The following is a 15,864-nucleotide window of genomic DNA, read 5'->3' as shown; positions in this document are numbered from 1 at the left end:
GTTACGGCCTGCTGATTTGCTCGCACTCTTTCGAGTTACTTTGTCACAGGGCTTCAACCTTAGGATTTCTCCACCAGTTGCCTGTCAGCTACGAGGTGACTTGGCTCCTGCCTCGGTTGGACTTTCACCAACTAGCAATTAACGGCTTGCTGGGCACGCTTCACGAAAAAACGAGCCTGCCCCCAGGGGACAAGCTCGTTTCATTTGTTTTTTGCCTCGACTGTCAATCCAGCCGGAACAGCCTCCGAGCATTCTCGGCAGTCTGTTTGGCCATCTCCTCGTACGTCATGCCATGGATGTTGGCCATCTCTTCGCAGACATAACGGACATAGCCGGATTCGTTTCGCTTTCCGCGGAACGGGTGCGGCGTCAGATACGGACAATCGGTCTCGATCAGCAGGCGGTCAAGCGGCACTTTCGCCGCCACTTCCTTTGGCTGCTTCGCGTTCTTAAACGTGAGCGGACCGCCAAAGGAGATGTAGAAGTTCATATCCAGTGCCATTTTTGCCGTTTCCCAGCTTCCGGAGAAACAGTGCATGATGCCGCCGACCTCAGCCGCCTTTTCCTCTCTCAGGATCGTGATCACATCCTGGTGAGCGTCGCGGTTGTGGATGATGATCGGCAGGTTCACCTTCCTGGCCAAACGGATTTGCTTGCGGAACACCTCCGCCTGGACGTCCTTGGGTGAAGTGTCCCAATAGTAATCAAGTCCCATTTCCCCGAGACCGAGCACTTTGGGGTGACGGCTCAGCTCCTCCAGCCATTCCAGATGTTCGTCTGTCATGTCTTTGGCGTCCTGCGGGTGCCAGCCTACGACCGCATAAATGAAATCGTGCTTCTCAGCCAGCTGCAGGCAGGTGGGAATCGTTTCTGCATTGAACCCGATGTTGACGATCGTGCTTACGCCATTTTCCCGGGCACGTGCGATCACCTCTTCGCGATCTTCATCGAATTCCGGGGCGTTGAGGTGCGCGTGCGTTTCAAATAACACGTGTGCGTCCTCCCTTTCCTTATTTCACAATTGCTCCGTTTGGCATGGTCGGGTCTACAGTCGCCAGCGTCAGCTGGTCTCCGACGGATGCCGCCAGAATCATGCCCTGGGACATTTCCCCACGCAGCTTGACCGGTTTGAGATTGGCCACGAGGATTACTTTTTTCCCAACCATCTCTTCCGGCGTGTAGTACTTGGCAATGCCGGAGACGACCTGACGTTTTTCGTAGCCCAGATCCAACTGGAGAATCAAGAGCTTATCCGCGTTTGGATGCTTCGCGCATTCGACTACCTGTGCAACGCGAAGCTCGACTTTGGAAAAGTCGTCGATGCCGATCTCTTCTTTTGCGTCCGCCGGTTTTTCTGCAGCTTGTGCCTCGGTTTGGTTCGTTGCTTCACTCACGGTTGGTTCTCCTTTCAATGCGTCCTGCTTCTTCTTGTTTTCTTCTGCCTGACGGCGGGCTTCTGCTGTCGACTCGTCGATGAAAGCCAGCTCCGCCTGTACATCCAGGCGCGGGAACAGCAGCTCTTTGCGGCTGACTTTGCTTCCAGCCGGAAGGCCTCCCCAGACGCCAGCCGACTCCCAGCTGCATGCCTCCGGTTTGTCGAGAATGCCCAATTGGTCCCAAATTTTTGCAGGTGTTTTGGTCATGTACGGCTGAATGAGGATAGAGCAAATCCGGATGCTTTCCACCAGGTTGTACATGACTGTCGCCAGCCGTCCTTTGGTTTCGTCAGACTTGGCCAGATTCCACGGCATGGTCTCGTCAATGTATTTGTTGGCACGTCCGACCAATTCCCAGATGTGGGCGAGAGCGTTGCTAAAGCGCATTTCATCCATATGCTCTTCCACCAGTGCTTTGGTCCTGGTCGCCAGACTGATCAGGCTGTCGTCAGGCTCTCCCTTGTCCTGCGGTGCGGGAACGACGCCGTCAAAGTATTTTTCAATCATCGTCGCCGTACGGCTGAGCAGGTTTCCGATGTCATTGGCCAGATCGTAGTTGAGTCGTTGAACAAAGCTTTCCGGGGTGAAGACGCCGTCCTGTCCGAATTGAATCTCGCGGAGCAGGAAGTAGCGAACACCGTCCGAACCATAGCGGTCGATCAGCAGCTTCGGATCGATCACGTTCCCTTTTGATTTGGACATTTTGCCATCGGGCATAAGCAGCCAACCGTGGCCGAACACTTTTTTCGGCAGCGGCAGGTCAAGCGCCATCAGCAGGATCGGCCAGTAGATGGTATGGAAACGAAGGATGTCCTTCCCAACCAGGTGAACATCAGCGGGCCAATAGCGCAAATATTTGCTGTCGTCATCGGACAGATAGCCGAGCGCGGAGATATAGTTGGTCAATGCGTCAATCCAGACGTAAATGACGTGCTTCGGATCGCTCGGAACCTTGATTCCCCAGTCAAATGTGCTGCGGGAAACGCTCAGATCCTGCAGACCCGGCTTGAGGAAGTTGTTGATCATCTCGTTGCGGCGGGTTTCCGGCTGGATGAAATCAGGATTGGCTTCGATGTGCTGCAGCAGTCTGTCTTGATACTTGGACAGGCGGAAGAAGTAGTTTTGCTCCTTCACTTTTTTGACCTCACGCCCACAGTCCGGACAGAAATACCCTTTGTCTGTCTTGCATTGTGTCTCCGTCCAGAAGGCTTCATCCGGCACACAGTAATAGCCCTCGTACTCTCCCAGATAGATGTCTCCCTGGTCAAGCAGGCGTTGGAAAATTTTCTGGACGACCTCTTTGTGGCGAGGCTGGGTGGTGCGAATGAAATCGTCATAGGAAATATCGAGCTTTTCCCATAGATCGCGAATCCAGTCGACGATCGGGTCGATGAACTCCAGCGGCTGTTTGCCGTCTTCTGCTGCTCTCTCCTGCAGCTTTTGCCCGTGCTCGTCCGTACCCGTCAAATAGTAGACATCATAACCGCGCAGTCTTTTGTAGCGGGCCATGGCATCTGCCGCAATGGTCGTGTAGGCGTTACCGATGTGCAGCTTGTTGCTGGGATAATAGATCGGCGTCGTAATGTAATACGTCGGTTTCATAAGACAAGTGCCCCCCTTGATAAAATAGTAAAAGCCCGCCCCGGATTGGGACGAGCTTTGATCTCGTGGTACCACCCAAATGCTCCGCCTTCTCGCGAATGGCGGACTTGGCAAGTCAGTGCTGCTGACTTCACCTGTAACGTAGGCTTACGTCACGAACTACTGGTGCCAAGGTGCCCGTTCATCCGTGAAACTCAGGGTCCATGTTCGGCTTGGTCGCTTATACCGGTTCGCAGCTACCCCGGCTCTCTGTCATAAGTTTGCAAGCCTACTCTTCCCGTCATGGTCGATCATTTATGCTTCTTTACTATTCTATTGTACACATTGGGTTTTGTTTGTAAACCATTGCCTAGAAACAATCGCGCCTGCCTACTCTCTCGAAAATTTGCATCAGTTTGTCGAACAACAAATGGATATCATCGAAATTTGTCGAATAATATCCTTGGCATTCGACATTAACTGACTGCTTTCCCCCACAAAAATCCCAGTTAGTTTTTTCCATGCACACAGCCATATATACAAACATCACATGTAATTGATGCTCCTGTATGGATTTACAATGCCAAAAACACATTCATCTTCAATTAAATGTAAAATGAATGTTGACACCTTTGGGAATCGCTGGTATGATGAAAACACCGGAAATTGTCGAATATTGACGACTATAAATCCGTTTCAAACAATAAACGACATTTTGAAACATCTTGAGAGGAGAGGCTAGACATGATGAAATCTACAGGTATTGTTAGAAAAGTGGACGAGCTGGGTCGCGTCGTTATTCCAATTGAATTGCGTCGCACTTTGGGGATTGCTGAAAAAGATGCGCTGGAAATTTACGTGGACGGCGAGCGCATCATTCTGAAGAAGTACGAGCCTGCCTGTATCTTCTGTGGCAATGCGGACCGCGTATCCCATTTTAAAGGCAAGATTGTATGCCAAGATTGCCTGTCTGAGATGCCTGCAGTTAAGCGCTAGGCCCTCCTGATCGGAACAATTGCATCTATGATGATTGGATGAATAAAAAAGAGGCTGGTGCGAGAAACCAGTCTCTTTTTTATGTATGGCGGCTAGAGCGGCATCTCCCGGTGGTATTCGTTGTATACGTCCCTTTTCGACACGCCTCTGTCATCTGCCGCTTGTTTGATCGCTTCCTTCTTGCTAAAGCCCTGCTCACAATATCGGTCCACATGCTCCACGACACTGACCTGCATCCACCATTGATCTTCATCCGGATTTTTTTCGGCCTGCCCGGTGAACCCCTCAACGACCAGACAATATTCTCCGCGGGCTTCTCCTTCTCGAATATGCCGGATCAGCTCATCCAGCGTTCCGCGGGCAAACTCCTCATACCGCTTGGTCAGCTCGCGGGCCAAAACCGCCCGTCTGTCGCCCCACTCTTCCCGTATCGCTTCCAATGTTTTTGCGATCCGGTGCGGCGCTTCGTAAAACAGAAGCGTTTCCGGATAAAATTTGAGCCGCTCCAGTTCTTTCCGCCGATCCTTGTTTTCCCGCGGCAAAAATCCGCAAAACACAAACCGGTCCGTAGGCAGACCGGACGCAATCAGTGCTGTCAGCGCTGCATTCGCCCCAGGCACGGGCACGACCGGATACCCTGCCTCTACGGCATCCCTGACCAGATCCGCTCCCGGGTCGGAGATGGCCGGAAGCCCGGCGTCACTTACCAGAGCGATTTGCTTGCCTTCAGCCAACCACTGCAGCAGCCCGCTTCCGCTTGCCTCCTTGTTGTGTTCGTGGTAGCTGACCGTACGCTTCTCGATCTGAAAGTGGGTGAGCAGCTTTCTGGTCTGGCGTGTATCCTCGCAGGCGATTACATCCACAGAGCGGAGTGTCTCCAGGCAGCGGACGGAGATATCGTCCAGATTGCCAATCGGTGTCGCTACCAAATACAGCACACCCTTCTGTTCATCTGCAAAGCTTCGCTGGATGTTCACTCGCATCCTCCCTTCGCTTGACTGATAAGCGCTTCCTTTTGAAGGCGGGAAAGCCGCTTGATTGCTTCCTCCCGTTTCAGCCCCCACGAACGATCCACACCTTCTTCCATGTACATCAGCTCGACAGGGCCCCTTCCTCTCGTATATTTCGCTCCTTTTCCCTCGTTGTGCTCGCGGATTCTTCTCTCCAGCTCGGTTGTGTAACCGGTGTAGTACGTCCCGTCCGCACAACGCAGAATATAGACAAAGTGGCTTTTATGAGAGGGAATCGCGTTTTCCAAAGTAGATCTCCTGAAGTTCTTCACAGTATTCCTCCCCGTTCTCGTAAACAATCAGCGGGGGCTGGATGCGAAGCTCCGGTTTGCCGTTTCTGATTCCCTCGATCAACACCATATTGGGCTCGGCATCGCGTCTTGGATAGACGAGACGCATCCGTTTGGGCTCGATTCCGTACTGGCGCATCAAGGTCACGATGTCGATCAGACGTGTGGACCGATGGACCAAAGCCAATTTTCCGCCATTTTTCAACAGTTGGCTCCCTACCCGAATGACGTCCTCCAAGCATAACCGGATCTCGTGACGGGCAATCGCAAAATGCTCGCTCAAGTTATGCTCTCCGCTTCCCGCCGGCATGTACGGCGGATTGCAGGTGATCAGGTCGAATTTCCCGTAGCCAAACAACTGCACCGCTTCTTTTACGTCGCCGAGATGCATAGTCAGCCGATCGCCCAGATTGTTTAATTGAACATTGCGACTGGCCATGTCGTACAAACGGGGCTGAAGCTCGATACCCTCAAATACAGCTTCCGGGGAACGCGTCGTCATAATCAGCGGAATCGCTCCGTTGCCGGTACACATGTCCAGCACTCTGCCGCGCTTGGGCACGGAGGCGAAACGTGCGAGCAGCACAGCATCCATCGAAAAACAAAACACTTCATGGCTTTGAATGATTTTCATTTCGTGAGTCAGCAGGTCATCGATCCGCTCCGACTCGTAAAGCGGCACGTTTTTCCCCGAATCCATTCGTCACTTTCTACTCCTTTGCTTTTGCAAGCCACGTCTTTTGCTCATACAGGTCTGAAAAAGCGACCTGTCATTTGGGCCCAGGTCGCTTTCTTTCCTTGTTCAGTTCTGTCGCATTGCTTCATGATTTCTGGTTTTATTTCTGTACCCCGCTGAGGAAAGAGAGGCAGAACAAGCAGTCCCCTTCCTTGCGCAAGCTGCCAAAATGCACATTGCAGATATGGAATCCTTCCGCGTATAAACGCGCTAGATTATCGTATCCTTCTCCGACTACTTTTTTCTTGGCTTCTTCGGTTTTGACCTGCTCGGACCGTTTTTGCTTCGGTGCGGGTTTGGTCGTCTTTTTGTCCAGTCGGTTGCGAAGGTGCTGGTTTTCAACGAGTAATTGGGCGTTCTCCTCCATCAAGACGACGATGACGTCCTTTAATTCGCCAATTTCTTGATACAGATCGCCGATTCGTTCCTCGATACTGGCCATCTTGACGAAGATTTCCCGTTTGTCCACTTGCTCACCTCATCCCCGCTACCTGTTCTTTTTCTATCGACTACTCAAACGTAGGCTGCCCCACGACGATTTCATCCAACGCAAATTCCATAATCCGTCTGTTCTCCGAAAGCTCCACCTGCATCGAGTGATCCAGGATGTTCAAGGAAACCACTCGTCCTACGCCCATCGGCGTCGTGACCGATGCTCCGATGTCAGGCATCTCGTCGCGCGTGCTTTCGTAGTTATCATTTTCATATTTCAGACAGCACATCAGCCGTCCGCACAACCCGGAGATCTTCGCCGGATTCAATGAAAGATTTTGGTCCTTGGCCATCTTGATCGACACGGGCTCGAAATCGCCCAAAAACGTGGAGCAGCAGAGAAGACGTCCACAGGGGCCAATCCCGCCGAGCATTTTGGCTTCGTCGCGAACGCCGATCTGGCGAAGCTCGATGCGCGTGCGAAAGACGGAAGCCAAATCCTTGACCAGCTCGCGGAAATCGACTCGTCCATCCGCTGTAAAATAAAAGATGATTTTATTGCGGTCGAAGGTGTATTCCACGTCGACCAGCTTCATCTCCAGCTTGTGTTCCTTGATTTTCGTCTGGCAAACGGAAAACGCGTTTTTGGCGGCTTGCTTGTTTTCCTCCACCTGCTTCGCATCCCGCTCATCTGCCATCCGGATGACTTTTTTCAACGGCAAAACCACGTCGGAGTCAGCCACTTGCTTGCGACCGATTACAACCTTGCCGTATTCTACCCCTCTCGCCGTCTCGACGATCACGGAAGAATCCCGCTCGATCGGCAGCTGGTCAGGGTCAAAGTAATATATTTTGCCCGCTTTTTTAAAACGGACACCTACAACCTCGTACAAGGTTATCCCTCCTGGATTTGAAGAACCAACCGCTCAAGGGCCAACTGTGCGTTGGCGTTTCGCTCTATCCGATTTTTCGTTTCCATGACCAGATCGATCCCATGCAAGAGCTCAGCTTTTGTCCAAATCAAGGCTTGTCCTTGCAGCACATCCTGTTGGTCGCTGTTGATGAGATGGGCATGTCTGTCTACTTGCACATACAGGATATCGCGCAGCCAAAGGATGAGCAAATCCAAAAAGAGGGGCAGTTCCTCCTTTAATTTGTCGCTCTTTTGCAACATATCGTGAATGGTATAGAGTGCTGAGGAGTTGTGTTGTTTGCATTCCTGCACCAATTGTATCATTACATTTCTTAGCTGTGCAAACCATTCTGCTTGACTGAGCACACGGGCTTCTTCCAAATTTGACGTAATGTGGGACGCGATCCTGGCCATTCCTGCGGAGACGCCCTCCAAGACCAATTTTTCGGCGATGGCTTCGGCAGAAAGTGGAGAGAAATGAATGATTTGACAGCGTGACAGGATGGTAGGCAAAATGGCGTGACTTTGCTCTGTCAAAAGCATGGCAATCACACCGGCAGGGGGTTCCTCCAAAAATTTCAGCAGACTGTTGGCTGCCTGGGTCGTCATTTTGTCTACATGCTCAAGAATGTACACCTTGTGAATCGATTCTACGGCGCGCATTGCCATTTCTTTTTGAAGATGGCGAATCTGATCGATTTTGATGGAAGCCCCATCCGGTGTGATGACCGTAATATCCGGATGGTTTCCGGCCTCAATGCGCCTGCATGAGAGACAGGCCCCGCAGGCATCCGCCTCTTTCTCTTGACAAAAGAGGGATTTTGCCAGATGCAGGGCCATCTGTTTTTTTCCCGCGCCCTTGGGTCCGGTAAACAGGTAGGCATGTGCCAGCCGGTCATTGCGCAGGCTATGATGGAGCAGCTCAGCCGCACGGGGCTGCTGCGAAAATGTTGTCCATGTCATGGTTTTCACCTAAAAATACATATTGATCAGCATCCCGCGAATTTCGCCGATCCGTCCCAGCATGTCGATAATGGGCGAATGGACATCTACGATTTCATCGGCAAGCCGAAGGAGCTGTGCATCTACTTCCTTGATCATTTTATACAGCTTGCTTTGTCCCCGGCGATTCGTCCCACTCCGGTCATCGAGGGCCATTCCGTATTTGACTGCCTCTTCCATGAACTCCTTGATCAGCTGTTTATAGCGGTAAAAATCGCGGATGGAGCGGGAACGAGCGAGAATTTGGCCTTGCTTGTCGATGTCGTTGAAAAGCTTGATCAGCTGGTCTCGGGACATGCGCTGCTCTTCTTCCCTGATCACTTCAGCAAAGGCTGCTTTCCCCGTCTCTGAAGTCTTCCGCATGTCTGAAGCTTTGCCCATATCCGCGATTGGTCTGAATCCTTCGCTGATTTTCATCCGGCACCTCCGACAAGTCTCCTTTGCCGCCTTGTTTCAGTATATACGAAAGCAGCCGCAAAAAGGAGATGCCTTGTACGCATCGTTGTTAAAATGAGTGAAACTGTTGGACATCCAAAACAAAGACCGCAGCGCCACCCACCTGAACCTCAAGCGGATAGGGCATAAACGAGTCGACGGCATTGCTCAAGGGTGAGACAGGGGTGACCATCTGTTTGCGTGATTTGCAGTTCTGTTGAATAATATCAATGACATCCGGCAGACTTTCGTCATTCGTACCAATCAAAAATGTCGTATTGCCTGCGCGCAAAAAGCTTCCGGTACTTGCCAATTTTGTGGCTCGGAAACCCTTCTTCACCAACTGCTGTGACAGACGACCACTGTCTTTGTCCTGAACGACAGCAACCACCATTTTCATACGGCGCTCACCCTTTCCGCGTAGTTTTGGTTTACAGTCGAATACCTGTCTTCCTTCTATAATATGAAGAAAGCTGGGGCAGTGTAACGATATTCTTCTTATTCATAGTATACAGCATGTACACGCAACTACGGTACCCCAACCTTACAAACGCGCCTCGAGCTGCGCTAATGCTTCCGCGAACACCTCATCTGCCGGCCGCTCCGCATCGATGACGATAAACCGATCGGCAAAACGGTCTTTGACAATCTGGTACCCTTCCCTGACCTTCTCATGGAACTCCAGCGCTTCCAGATCCAGTCGATTGACCTCCCGCCCTTTTGTGGCATTAATCCGGGCCAGCCCAACCTCGGGACGGACGTCAAAATACAGCGTCAAATCCGGCATGCAGTCTTCTACAGCAAACTGGTTGATGGCAAATACCTCGTCAATCCCCAGCCCTCTGGCGTATCCCTGGTAGGCAAGGCTGCTATCTATAAAACGATCGCATAGAACCAGTTTGCCCTCTGCCAACGCAGGAAACACCTTTTCCGCCAAATGCTGCCTTCTCGCCGCTGCATAGAGCAGGGCTTCGGTCCGTTTGTCCATATTGACGTACTTTGGATCGAGGATGATCTCGCGAATTTTTTCAGCGATCTCAATGCCGCCCGGCTCCCGCGTCAGCATGACATCCCAGCCCTTTGTTCGCAGTTCGTCATACAGGCGGGCTGCCACGGTCGATTTTCCGGCCCCATCTGCTCCTTCTATGGTGATGAACCGACCAGTCTTTCTCGTTGTCACGACAATTGCTCCCTCCACATTTCAAATGAGCAGCCCGGAAGCTGCCTGCCCGGCGCTTCCGCATCAAAGTGCGGTTACCGGACGACTACTATCGAATCGAGCCGGGAATCCCGGACTCCCTGAAATCTGACCTGGCTTTTTCTCAGTTCTTTCAGCAAGGCAAGGAAGGATTCATCGATCCTCTCGCCCGGGGTCAACAACGGAATTCCCGGCGGGTAAGGAATGATCATTTCTCCCGCTATCCGCCCCAGCGACTGCTCCAGAGGCACACTGACCAGCGGGGCGTCCATCGCCTCGTGGATCGGCATCGCCTGCTCGCGCAAAAAGCTGGAGGAGACGATTCCCGGTTGCAGAATGCGTTTTGGCTGACGATCTGGCTTCTCCGGGATCGATGTCAGTGCATGCAGTAGCTGATCGATATCCGCCGGCCTGGTACCTGACGAGGCTGCCAGCAAAACATGCCCTGTGTCTGCAAGCTCGGGGTAAATCCGGAAATCCTCCAGAACCTGCTGCAGCCCGAACCCGTCCAAATCGGCAGCCCGCGGCATGAGCATCAGCTTTAGCGGATCCATCGTGCTATATACACTCGTGGACTCGATTCCCGCAAGCTCCAGCCATGACATTTCGCGGACAGCCTCCCTCAGCTCGTCCAGTAACGGGAGAAGCTCATCCCACTCCTGGGCCGCTTCCATAACGAGATGGCGTCTGGCGAGATCCAGCGAGGCCATCAACAGGTAGGACGGGCTGGATGACTGCAGCAGCGCGAGGCTGCGGGCCAAACGCTCCCGGTCGATCCGGTTGCCCTGTACATGCAGCATGGACGACATCGTGAGCGCCGTCGTCATTTTATGCGTGGACTGCACCGCAGCATCCGCCCCGCTTTCCATGGCCGACTGCGGAAAAGCCGGGTGAAAGCCGTAATGCGAGCCATGCGCCTCATCGACCAGCAGCGGCACGCCAAAGCGGTGAACCGTGGCGGCCATCTTGGCAAGGTCGATGCCCATGCCGTAATAGGTTGGATTGGTTAAAAAGACGGCTTTCGCATCCGGATGGGCAATCAGAGCCCGCTCTACGTCCTCCCGGCGCAAGCCTGCAGCAACCCCGCTGGCCGGATCGACCGCAGGCACAATATAGACCGGATTGGCTCTAGCCAGCATCATGCCGTGAAAAACGGATTTGTGGCAATTGCGCTGCACCAGAATTTTCTCACCGGGGCGACAAACCGCCATAATTAACGCCATATTTCCGACTGTGCTGCCCCCGATCAAAAACCGGGTTTCCTCGGCACCGAATGCTTCCGCCGCCAACTCCTGGGCTTCCGCAATCACGCCTTCGGGATGGTGCAGATCGTCCATCCCGGTTATTTCCGTCATATCCAGCTCCAGTAAGGGACCGAATGTTTCCCTGCCGATCTGGTCAAAGCTGTGTCCCATTTTATGTCCAGGCACATGAAAAGGATGCGGATGCCTGCTTGCGTGTTTGACTAACTGTTCGTACAAGGGAGCGCGCCGCTGCCTCTCCCCGTAGCCAGGGCTTTTTTCCCGCACGAGCTTCACGTCCTTTTTTTCAACTTTTTTTATTGTAGCATGATTTTATCCGCAAGTCGGCGAAAACGGAAAAAGGCACGGGCCCTTTGGCCAATGCCTTTTTTGAACGTAGCTACGCGTCTTTTGTGAGCCAGATGCGTCTCATCTGATGAATAAAAAATGGATATTTGGCATCTTGTACGTCAGTGTGCACCATTTCCTGCTCGCAATGTTGGCAGATAAACTGCTCACAGATCGCGATCCCGTCCAATCGTTCTTCCTCACAGACGATGCATCGCTGAGCAACTCTTTCCATAGTAAACGCCTGCCCTTTTCCCTCAATCTACCAACCATTATACCCCATTATAATCGGCTCCATTCCCAAACGTTCGTGTTTTCGCCGATAGCTCGGTAGATTATCCGGCATGATTCTGCTTCTTCTATAGGAAAGCATGAACAAGCATCGATGACAATCGGTTTGGCCATCTCCCTGGCGAGCACAGGCAGCGGCATCTCCGAAATAACTGGATCGGCGGTCCCAATCATCAGCAGATCCGACTGGGACAGGGCTGAACGCCAATCCTCGTATACAGACCATTCGGCGGGTACGGTTTCGGCTTTGGCGTGATCGACTGCGGAGGAGAACAGCCGAACTTCCTTTCCAAGCAACCCGCTTGCAGGAAATTGCAGCCAAAACGAAATATTTCCCCACAGTGTAATCCTATGTACATTTGTTCTTTTTAACACTTGCTGAAGCTGCTGGTCCAACCAGCGGCAGAGCCGTGTCTGGCTCTTCCGATCCGGGTACAGCCAGCCTTGTCCGACTCGTTTGTCCATGCCGAGTGCACGCGCCAGCACCTGGATTCGCAGCTGCGAGCCTTCTTCGTCACATACCTCGCCAAGGCGCATAAAAAACCGTTCTTTCCACGTCAAATAAAGTCCCAGCTGACGGACAGCCTCGTCAACCTCACCTCTGCGGCATAGGAGCGAAATTATGTTTCGCCGGGCGAGCTGCCGACTCAGTTTTCGCATCCATTTGCCAGACGGCTCTCCGCCCAGCAGCACTTTGTCTCCGTCCGAAAAACGGAACATCCGGATCACTTCCCACCCGGGATGGGCAGCCGACCATTCATCTGCCAGCCCCGCCCGGATTTTGTCCCCATAGACGAGCAATAGACGGGGACCATCCCCCGCCTCAACAATTTGGATCCGATCCTCTACATGGTTGTCCGGCTGACCGCCCACCAGAATGCCGTCCGCTTGAATGCTTGCTCCGCTTTCCTCCCCGGAGCATATCTCCAGCCCGAGCTTGCGCAGTTCGGCCTTCCGCGATTCCGAAAGAGTCACACCGGAGATTTCCCTGAGTGTGATCATATCCTCTGGCAATATCGTTCTCCGCCTCCTGTTTCGTCGTCCTCTGCCAAGACATGCCCGTCTTCCTCGCAAAGAGAGGCTATGCCATAATAGGGATGTACCCCGTGCAGCCAGCACGTAAAGTGACGGGCATTTTTGAATAATTTTCCCGGTTTACGGCTGGATTATCCGAGGGTAGTAGTAAATGATGACACTCGAGTACGTAGAACGAATGGATGTGGCATATGGAAAACCAAACCATTTACAGCTATAAACTGGTGCGCCGTTTTCGCTGGCGCTTGGCCGGATCGCTGTTACAGCTCTTGCTTTTCGGACTGTTTTTTGCGGCTGCTGCACGCCTGCTGGCAATCCCGGCTCCAGCCCTGGTTGTCTCATTGGCTGTGTTGCCGGGAATAGCGATCATCCATCTCTGTTTATTTCGCATGTACGTTCACTTGCGGGGGCATGCTCCTCAGACGACTCCAGACATGCTGTTCTCACCCTGGTGGGGAGCCGGCTATCGACTGCCTGTCCCGCTCTCGGCCTATCGTGGTGCGGAAGCGACCGTTCTGGCAGGAAGCCTGTTTCTGACCGCATTCCTGTACGTCTGGCTGCCCGTTCCCTATGGCATTACACTTTTTGCCGGTGCGATTATTGCTGCGCTGCCAAGGCTGTTGGCCCTGCTTGTTTCCCTCCGCCTGCCTAAGCATTGCCGCGTCAAATACGAAAATCGCAGTGTCGCCTTTCTGCTGACCGACGGCTGACTTTGTCAGCTTTTAGATCATCCACACTTTGATCACGATCAGAGCGGCCAGACCCGGCAATCGCAACAACCCGGTCAGTAGAGCCGTAACAGGGTTGATCGGAATGTGAAAGTCGGCCAGTTCCCCGACGAGGTTGGCGAAAAACAGCAAAACGGCGCCAATGACCAGCTGCATGACACCGAATCCAAGCCAGCGGATCGGCCCCCATACTGATTTGCTGGCCGCAATCAACAGCAACATCCCCGCAACGAGCAGGGCAATCAACCACCCTGATGTCATGGAAATCCCCCTTACGCTTGTTGGTGTTCCCGCTCCCTTTTCGCATGGGAGAGCAGATACATGTAGCGTTTTTCAGTTAGCTGCAGGTAGTAAATAGCATCTTCCAGCCCGTTGTCCGGCTCGCTGATTTCCATCAGATGGCTGGCGTGCTGCCAGTCGAGCCGAGCGCGGTTGACCGCTTCCTCAATTCCGTTGCTTCCCCATGTAACTGATGGTTTTTCCTGCCTCCAAAAGCCCATTGCCCATCCTCCCTATTGGAAGTAATAAAGAACACCGGCCATATTATTGAGTGCATGCAGGAGTACGGCCCCCCATATTGATTGGAAACGATGGCGCAGATACCCGAGGAATACGCCCATCGCAAACAACGGTGCAAACAAAGCGATATCCACATGCATCAACGCAAACCACAGACTGCTGATAAAAATGCCGATCACGGCACCGAGCCGGCTCACGAGGAACGTTTGCACCACACCGCGGAACAGCAATTCCTCCGCAAGCGGAACCAGCCCCCCGATCATCACTAGCGAGGTCAAGACAGCCCATCCGTTGCGTTCGCGCGCATGGACGATTTCCTGTTCGATCTGCTTTTCTCTCTCCGAGTCGAGTGCCAGTCCAAACCATTCAGCGACCGGTTTGGTCACTGCCACATCAAGCAGCAGCATGACAGCCAAAAACAACAGGATCAAACTGACGATCATCCATCCCAACTGACGCGGCCTGCAAACGCCTATCTGATCCAGGCGCCCTCGCAGCAGCAGCGGCACAAGCACCAAAATAAAAAGCTGAAAGGATGCAGATTCAACAAAACTGCCAATCGACCCTGCGGGAAAAAGCGTGGCAGGCAACACCAATCCATACAACACCAGCGTACATGTCTGAAACACGTGAAGCCATGCGACTACGTGCAGCACATCACTGCCCGTCACTTCGGACGGGGTCCACAGCCAGTCCCCTCTCCCCCGGTTTCTCGCCGCTTGCACCGCATACACGATGGAAACCAGCAGACTTATCCCTGTGACACTCAATATGAGAATAACGAGCCACGCTGCCGGCTCCTCAGCAGTTGTCGCCACCCATAAGCCGTCAGTTCCCCGCTGAAAGCGGACCATGAACAACTCCGCTGCAAACATGACCCAATAGCCGATAAACAGGACGATCGCCCAGCTCTTCGTCCGGTCTTTCTGTGTCCTTTCCGAGAGCAGCAGCCCCGGTCCATTCAGCATTGTCTCACTCTCCCCGTTACACTTTATGTCTCGTCCTAGCAAAAAAGTAGTTTTTTGAAAAAAAAAGACAGGCAAGCCTGTCTGGGTTTGAGGTATTGCATTTTCTCTTATAACTCCCGTCGCCCTTCCAATGCCTTGGTCAGCGTAACCTCGTCTGCGTACTCCAAATCGCCGCCAACCGGCAATCCATGGGCGATCCGCGTGACCCGAATACCGAACGGCTTGATCAGACGGGAAATGTACATCGCCGTCGCTTCTCCTTCGATATTGGGATTCGTCGCCAAAATGACTTCCTTCACCTGCTCGTCTCCCAGCCGCTTGAGCAGATCAGGGATGCGAATGTCCTCCGGCCCAATCCCATCCATAGGGGAGATGGCTCCGTGCAGTACATGGTAATACCCCTCGAACTCCCGGGTCTTTTCCATCGCCACCACGTCTTTCGGCTCCTGTACGACGCAGATGATCGAGCCGTCCCGACGTTTGTCGCGGCAAATATGGCACGGATCGAGATCGGTGATGTTGTTGCAAACAGAGCAATACTGCAATTGGCGCTTGGCATTGACCAGCGCCTTGGCCAAGTCCAGGACATCGTCCTCTTTCATATTGAGTACAAAAAAGGCCAGGCGTCCTGCCGTTTTTGGACCAATGCCTGGCAGTTTCATAAAGCCTTCGATCAGTTTTGAGACCGGTTCGGGATAAAACATC

The 15,864-nt window shown here is 52.9% G+C and carries 20 protein-coding genes and 1 other annotated feature; of the genes, 2 read left to right on the top strand and 18 right to left on the bottom strand.

Annotated features, from left to right (window positions below; all coding sequences use genetic code 11):
• Positions 1–223: 223 nt before the first annotated feature.
• Both EDM54_RS21080 and metG read right to left on the bottom strand, forming a co-directional pair.
• Positions 224–991: a TatD family hydrolase gene (locus EDM54_RS21080; RefSeq protein ID WP_003390214.1), complete on the bottom strand. Its 768-nt coding sequence runs from the start codon at positions 989–991 to the stop codon at positions 224–226.
• A gap of 19 nt (positions 992–1,010) precedes the next feature.
• The gene (gene metG, locus EDM54_RS21075) at positions 1,011–3,038 is read right to left on the bottom strand and encodes a methionine--tRNA ligase (RefSeq protein ID WP_024984327.1); all 2,028 of its coding nucleotides are present in this window, start codon (positions 3,036–3,038) and stop codon (positions 1,011–1,013) included.
• Positions 3,039–3,081: 43 nt separating this feature from the next.
• Positions 3,082–3,331 (bottom strand) — a binding site (T-box leader).
• Between the two features lie 430 nt (positions 3,332–3,761).
• Between metG and EDM54_RS21065 the strand changes: the two genes are divergently transcribed.
• The gene (locus tag EDM54_RS21065; protein WP_003390211.1) at positions 3,762–4,013 is read left to right on the top strand and encodes an AbrB/MazE/SpoVT family DNA-binding domain-containing protein; all 252 of its coding nucleotides are present in this window, start codon (positions 3,762–3,764) and stop codon (positions 4,011–4,013) included.
• A 92-nt stretch (positions 4,014–4,105) separates the two neighbouring features.
• On the opposite strand, the gene rsmI is transcribed toward EDM54_RS21065, so the two are convergent.
• The 12 genes from rsmI to EDM54_RS21005 all read right to left on the bottom strand — a co-directional run bounded on the left by rsmI (position 4,106) and on the right by EDM54_RS21005 (position 12,923).
• A complete protein-coding gene (rsmI, locus tag EDM54_RS21060) occupies positions 4,106–4,990 on the bottom strand; it encodes a 16S rRNA (cytidine(1402)-2'-O)-methyltransferase (RefSeq protein WP_003390209.1) in 885 nt (294 codons plus the stop codon).
• Entirely contained in the window at positions 4,987–5,271 is a 285-nt protein-coding gene (locus tag EDM54_RS21055; protein ID WP_003390207.1) for a GIY-YIG nuclease family protein, read from the bottom strand. The genes rsmI and EDM54_RS21055 overlap by 4 nt, the downstream gene beginning before the upstream one ends.
• Entirely contained in the window at positions 5,246–6,013 is a 768-nt protein-coding gene (locus EDM54_RS21050; RefSeq protein ID WP_003390206.1) for a tRNA1(Val) (adenine(37)-N6)-methyltransferase, read from the bottom strand. Before EDM54_RS21050 ends, EDM54_RS21055 begins: the two co-directional genes overlap by 26 nt.
• Positions 6,014–6,149: 136 nt before the next feature.
• Positions 6,150–6,518 (bottom strand): DNA replication initiation control protein YabA, encoded by a 369-nt coding sequence (gene yabA / locus EDM54_RS21045; protein WP_003390205.1) that lies wholly within the window; start codon positions 6,516–6,518, stop codon positions 6,150–6,152.
• 40 nt (positions 6,519–6,558) lie between these two features.
• The gene (locus EDM54_RS21040; protein ID WP_003390204.1) at positions 6,559–7,374 is read right to left on the bottom strand and encodes a PSP1 domain-containing protein; all 816 of its coding nucleotides are present in this window, start codon (positions 7,372–7,374) and stop codon (positions 6,559–6,561) included.
• Between the two features lie 2 nt (positions 7,375–7,376).
• Positions 7,377–8,357, bottom strand: coding sequence for a DNA polymerase III subunit delta' (gene holB / locus EDM54_RS21035; RefSeq protein ID WP_024984326.1), 981 nt, complete (start codon positions 8,355–8,357; stop codon positions 7,377–7,379).
• 9 nt (positions 8,358–8,366) lie between these two features.
• Positions 8,367–8,813, bottom strand: coding sequence for a YaaR family protein (locus EDM54_RS21030; protein WP_003390202.1), 447 nt, complete (start codon positions 8,811–8,813; stop codon positions 8,367–8,369).
• Between the two features lie 88 nt (positions 8,814–8,901).
• The gene (gene darA / locus EDM54_RS21025; protein ID WP_003390201.1) at positions 8,902–9,231 is read right to left on the bottom strand and encodes a cyclic di-AMP receptor DarA; all 330 of its coding nucleotides are present in this window, start codon (positions 9,229–9,231) and stop codon (positions 8,902–8,904) included.
• Between the two features lie 144 nt (positions 9,232–9,375).
• Positions 9,376–10,017, bottom strand: coding sequence for a dTMP kinase (tmk, locus tag EDM54_RS21020; protein ID WP_031933413.1), 642 nt, complete (start codon positions 10,015–10,017; stop codon positions 9,376–9,378).
• Positions 10,018–10,085: 68 nt separating this feature from the next.
• Positions 10,086–11,558 (bottom strand): aminotransferase class I/II-fold pyridoxal phosphate-dependent enzyme, encoded by a 1,473-nt coding sequence (locus EDM54_RS21015; protein WP_024984323.1) that lies wholly within the window; start codon positions 11,556–11,558, stop codon positions 10,086–10,088.
• 112 nt (positions 11,559–11,670) lie between these two features.
• Positions 11,671–11,853, bottom strand: a complete 183-nt coding sequence (locus EDM54_RS21010) for a sigma factor G inhibitor Gin (protein ID WP_003390198.1) — start codon at positions 11,851–11,853, stop codon at positions 11,671–11,673.
• A gap of 47 nt (positions 11,854–11,900) precedes the next feature.
• Complete coding sequence (locus EDM54_RS21005) at positions 11,901–12,923, bottom strand: Rossmann-fold NAD(P)-binding domain-containing protein (protein WP_122958744.1); 1,023 nt, start codon at positions 12,921–12,923, stop codon at positions 11,901–11,903.
• Positions 12,924–13,135: 212 nt separating this feature from the next.
• On the opposite strand from EDM54_RS21005, the gene EDM54_RS21000 reads away from it, so the two are divergent.
• Complete coding sequence (locus tag EDM54_RS21000; protein ID WP_024984321.1) at positions 13,136–13,654, top strand: hypothetical protein; 519 nt, start codon at positions 13,136–13,138, stop codon at positions 13,652–13,654.
• 12 nt (positions 13,655–13,666) lie between these two features.
• On the opposite strand, the gene EDM54_RS20995 is transcribed toward EDM54_RS21000, so the two are convergent.
• The 4 genes from EDM54_RS20995 to recR form a co-directional block, all read right to left on the bottom strand.
• Positions 13,667–13,933 carry a pro-sigmaK processing inhibitor BofA family protein gene (locus EDM54_RS20995; protein ID WP_024984320.1) on the bottom strand — a complete coding sequence of 89 codons (267 nt, stop codon included), beginning with the start codon at positions 13,931–13,933 and terminating at the stop codon, positions 13,667–13,669.
• Positions 13,934–13,944: 11 nt separating this feature from the next.
• Complete coding sequence (locus EDM54_RS20990; RefSeq protein WP_003390194.1) at positions 13,945–14,172, bottom strand: DUF2508 family protein; 228 nt, start codon at positions 14,170–14,172, stop codon at positions 13,945–13,947.
• Positions 14,173–14,184: 12 nt separating this feature from the next.
• Positions 14,185–15,159, bottom strand: coding sequence for a CPBP family intramembrane glutamic endopeptidase (locus EDM54_RS20985; protein WP_122958743.1), 975 nt, complete (start codon positions 15,157–15,159; stop codon positions 14,185–14,187).
• Positions 15,160–15,266: 107 nt separating this feature from the next.
• Complete coding sequence (recR, locus tag EDM54_RS20980) at positions 15,267–15,863, bottom strand: recombination mediator RecR (RefSeq protein WP_003390192.1); 597 nt, start codon at positions 15,861–15,863, stop codon at positions 15,267–15,269.
• Position 15,864: the final 1 nt, after the last annotated feature.

This window comes from Brevibacillus borstelensis, from assembly GCF_003710865.1.
Taxonomy (GTDB): domain Bacteria; phylum Bacillota; class Bacilli; order Brevibacillales; family Brevibacillaceae; genus Brevibacillus; species Brevibacillus borstelensis.
Note: the sequence above shows the minus strand (reverse complement) of the source record. Positions and strands in the feature narration are given on the sequence as shown.

Bases quoted from the DNA above. Each gene is read 5' to 3' on its own strand.
- metG (WP_024984327.1), bottom strand. From the start codon at position 3,038: ATGAAACCGACGTATTACATTACGACGCCGATCTATTATCCCAGCAAC.
- EDM54_RS21065 (WP_003390211.1), top strand. From the start codon at position 3,762: ATGATGAAATCTACAGGTATTGTTAGAAAAGTGGACGAGCTGGGTCGC.
- EDM54_RS21050 (WP_003390206.1), bottom strand. From the start codon at position 6,013: ATGGATTCGGGGAAAAACGTGCCGCTTTACGAGTCGGAGCGGATCGAT.
- holB (WP_024984326.1), bottom strand. From the start codon at position 8,357: ATGACATGGACAACATTTTCGCAGCAGCCCCGTGCGGCTGAGCTGCTC.
- EDM54_RS21030 (WP_003390202.1), bottom strand. From the start codon at position 8,813: ATGAAAATCAGCGAAGGATTCAGACCAATCGCGGATATGGGCAAAGCT.
- darA (WP_003390201.1), bottom strand. From the start codon at position 9,231: ATGAAAATGGTGGTTGCTGTCGTTCAGGACAAAGACAGTGGTCGTCTG.
- EDM54_RS21010 (WP_003390198.1), bottom strand. From the start codon at position 11,853: ATGGAAAGAGTTGCTCAGCGATGCATCGTCTGTGAGGAAGAACGATTG.
- EDM54_RS21000 (WP_024984321.1), top strand. From the start codon at position 13,136: ATGGAAAACCAAACCATTTACAGCTATAAACTGGTGCGCCGTTTTCGC.
- EDM54_RS20995 (WP_024984320.1), bottom strand. From the start codon at position 13,933: ATGACATCAGGGTGGTTGATTGCCCTGCTCGTTGCGGGGATGTTGCTG.
- EDM54_RS20990 (WP_003390194.1), bottom strand. From the start codon at position 14,172: ATGGGCTTTTGGAGGCAGGAAAAACCATCAGTTACATGGGGAAGCAAC.
- EDM54_RS20985 (WP_122958743.1), bottom strand. From the start codon at position 15,159: ATGCTGAATGGACCGGGGCTGCTGCTCTCGGAAAGGACACAGAAAGAC.
- recR (WP_003390192.1), bottom strand. From the start codon at position 15,863: ATGTTTTATCCCGAACCGGTCTCAAAACTGATCGAAGGCTTTATGAAA.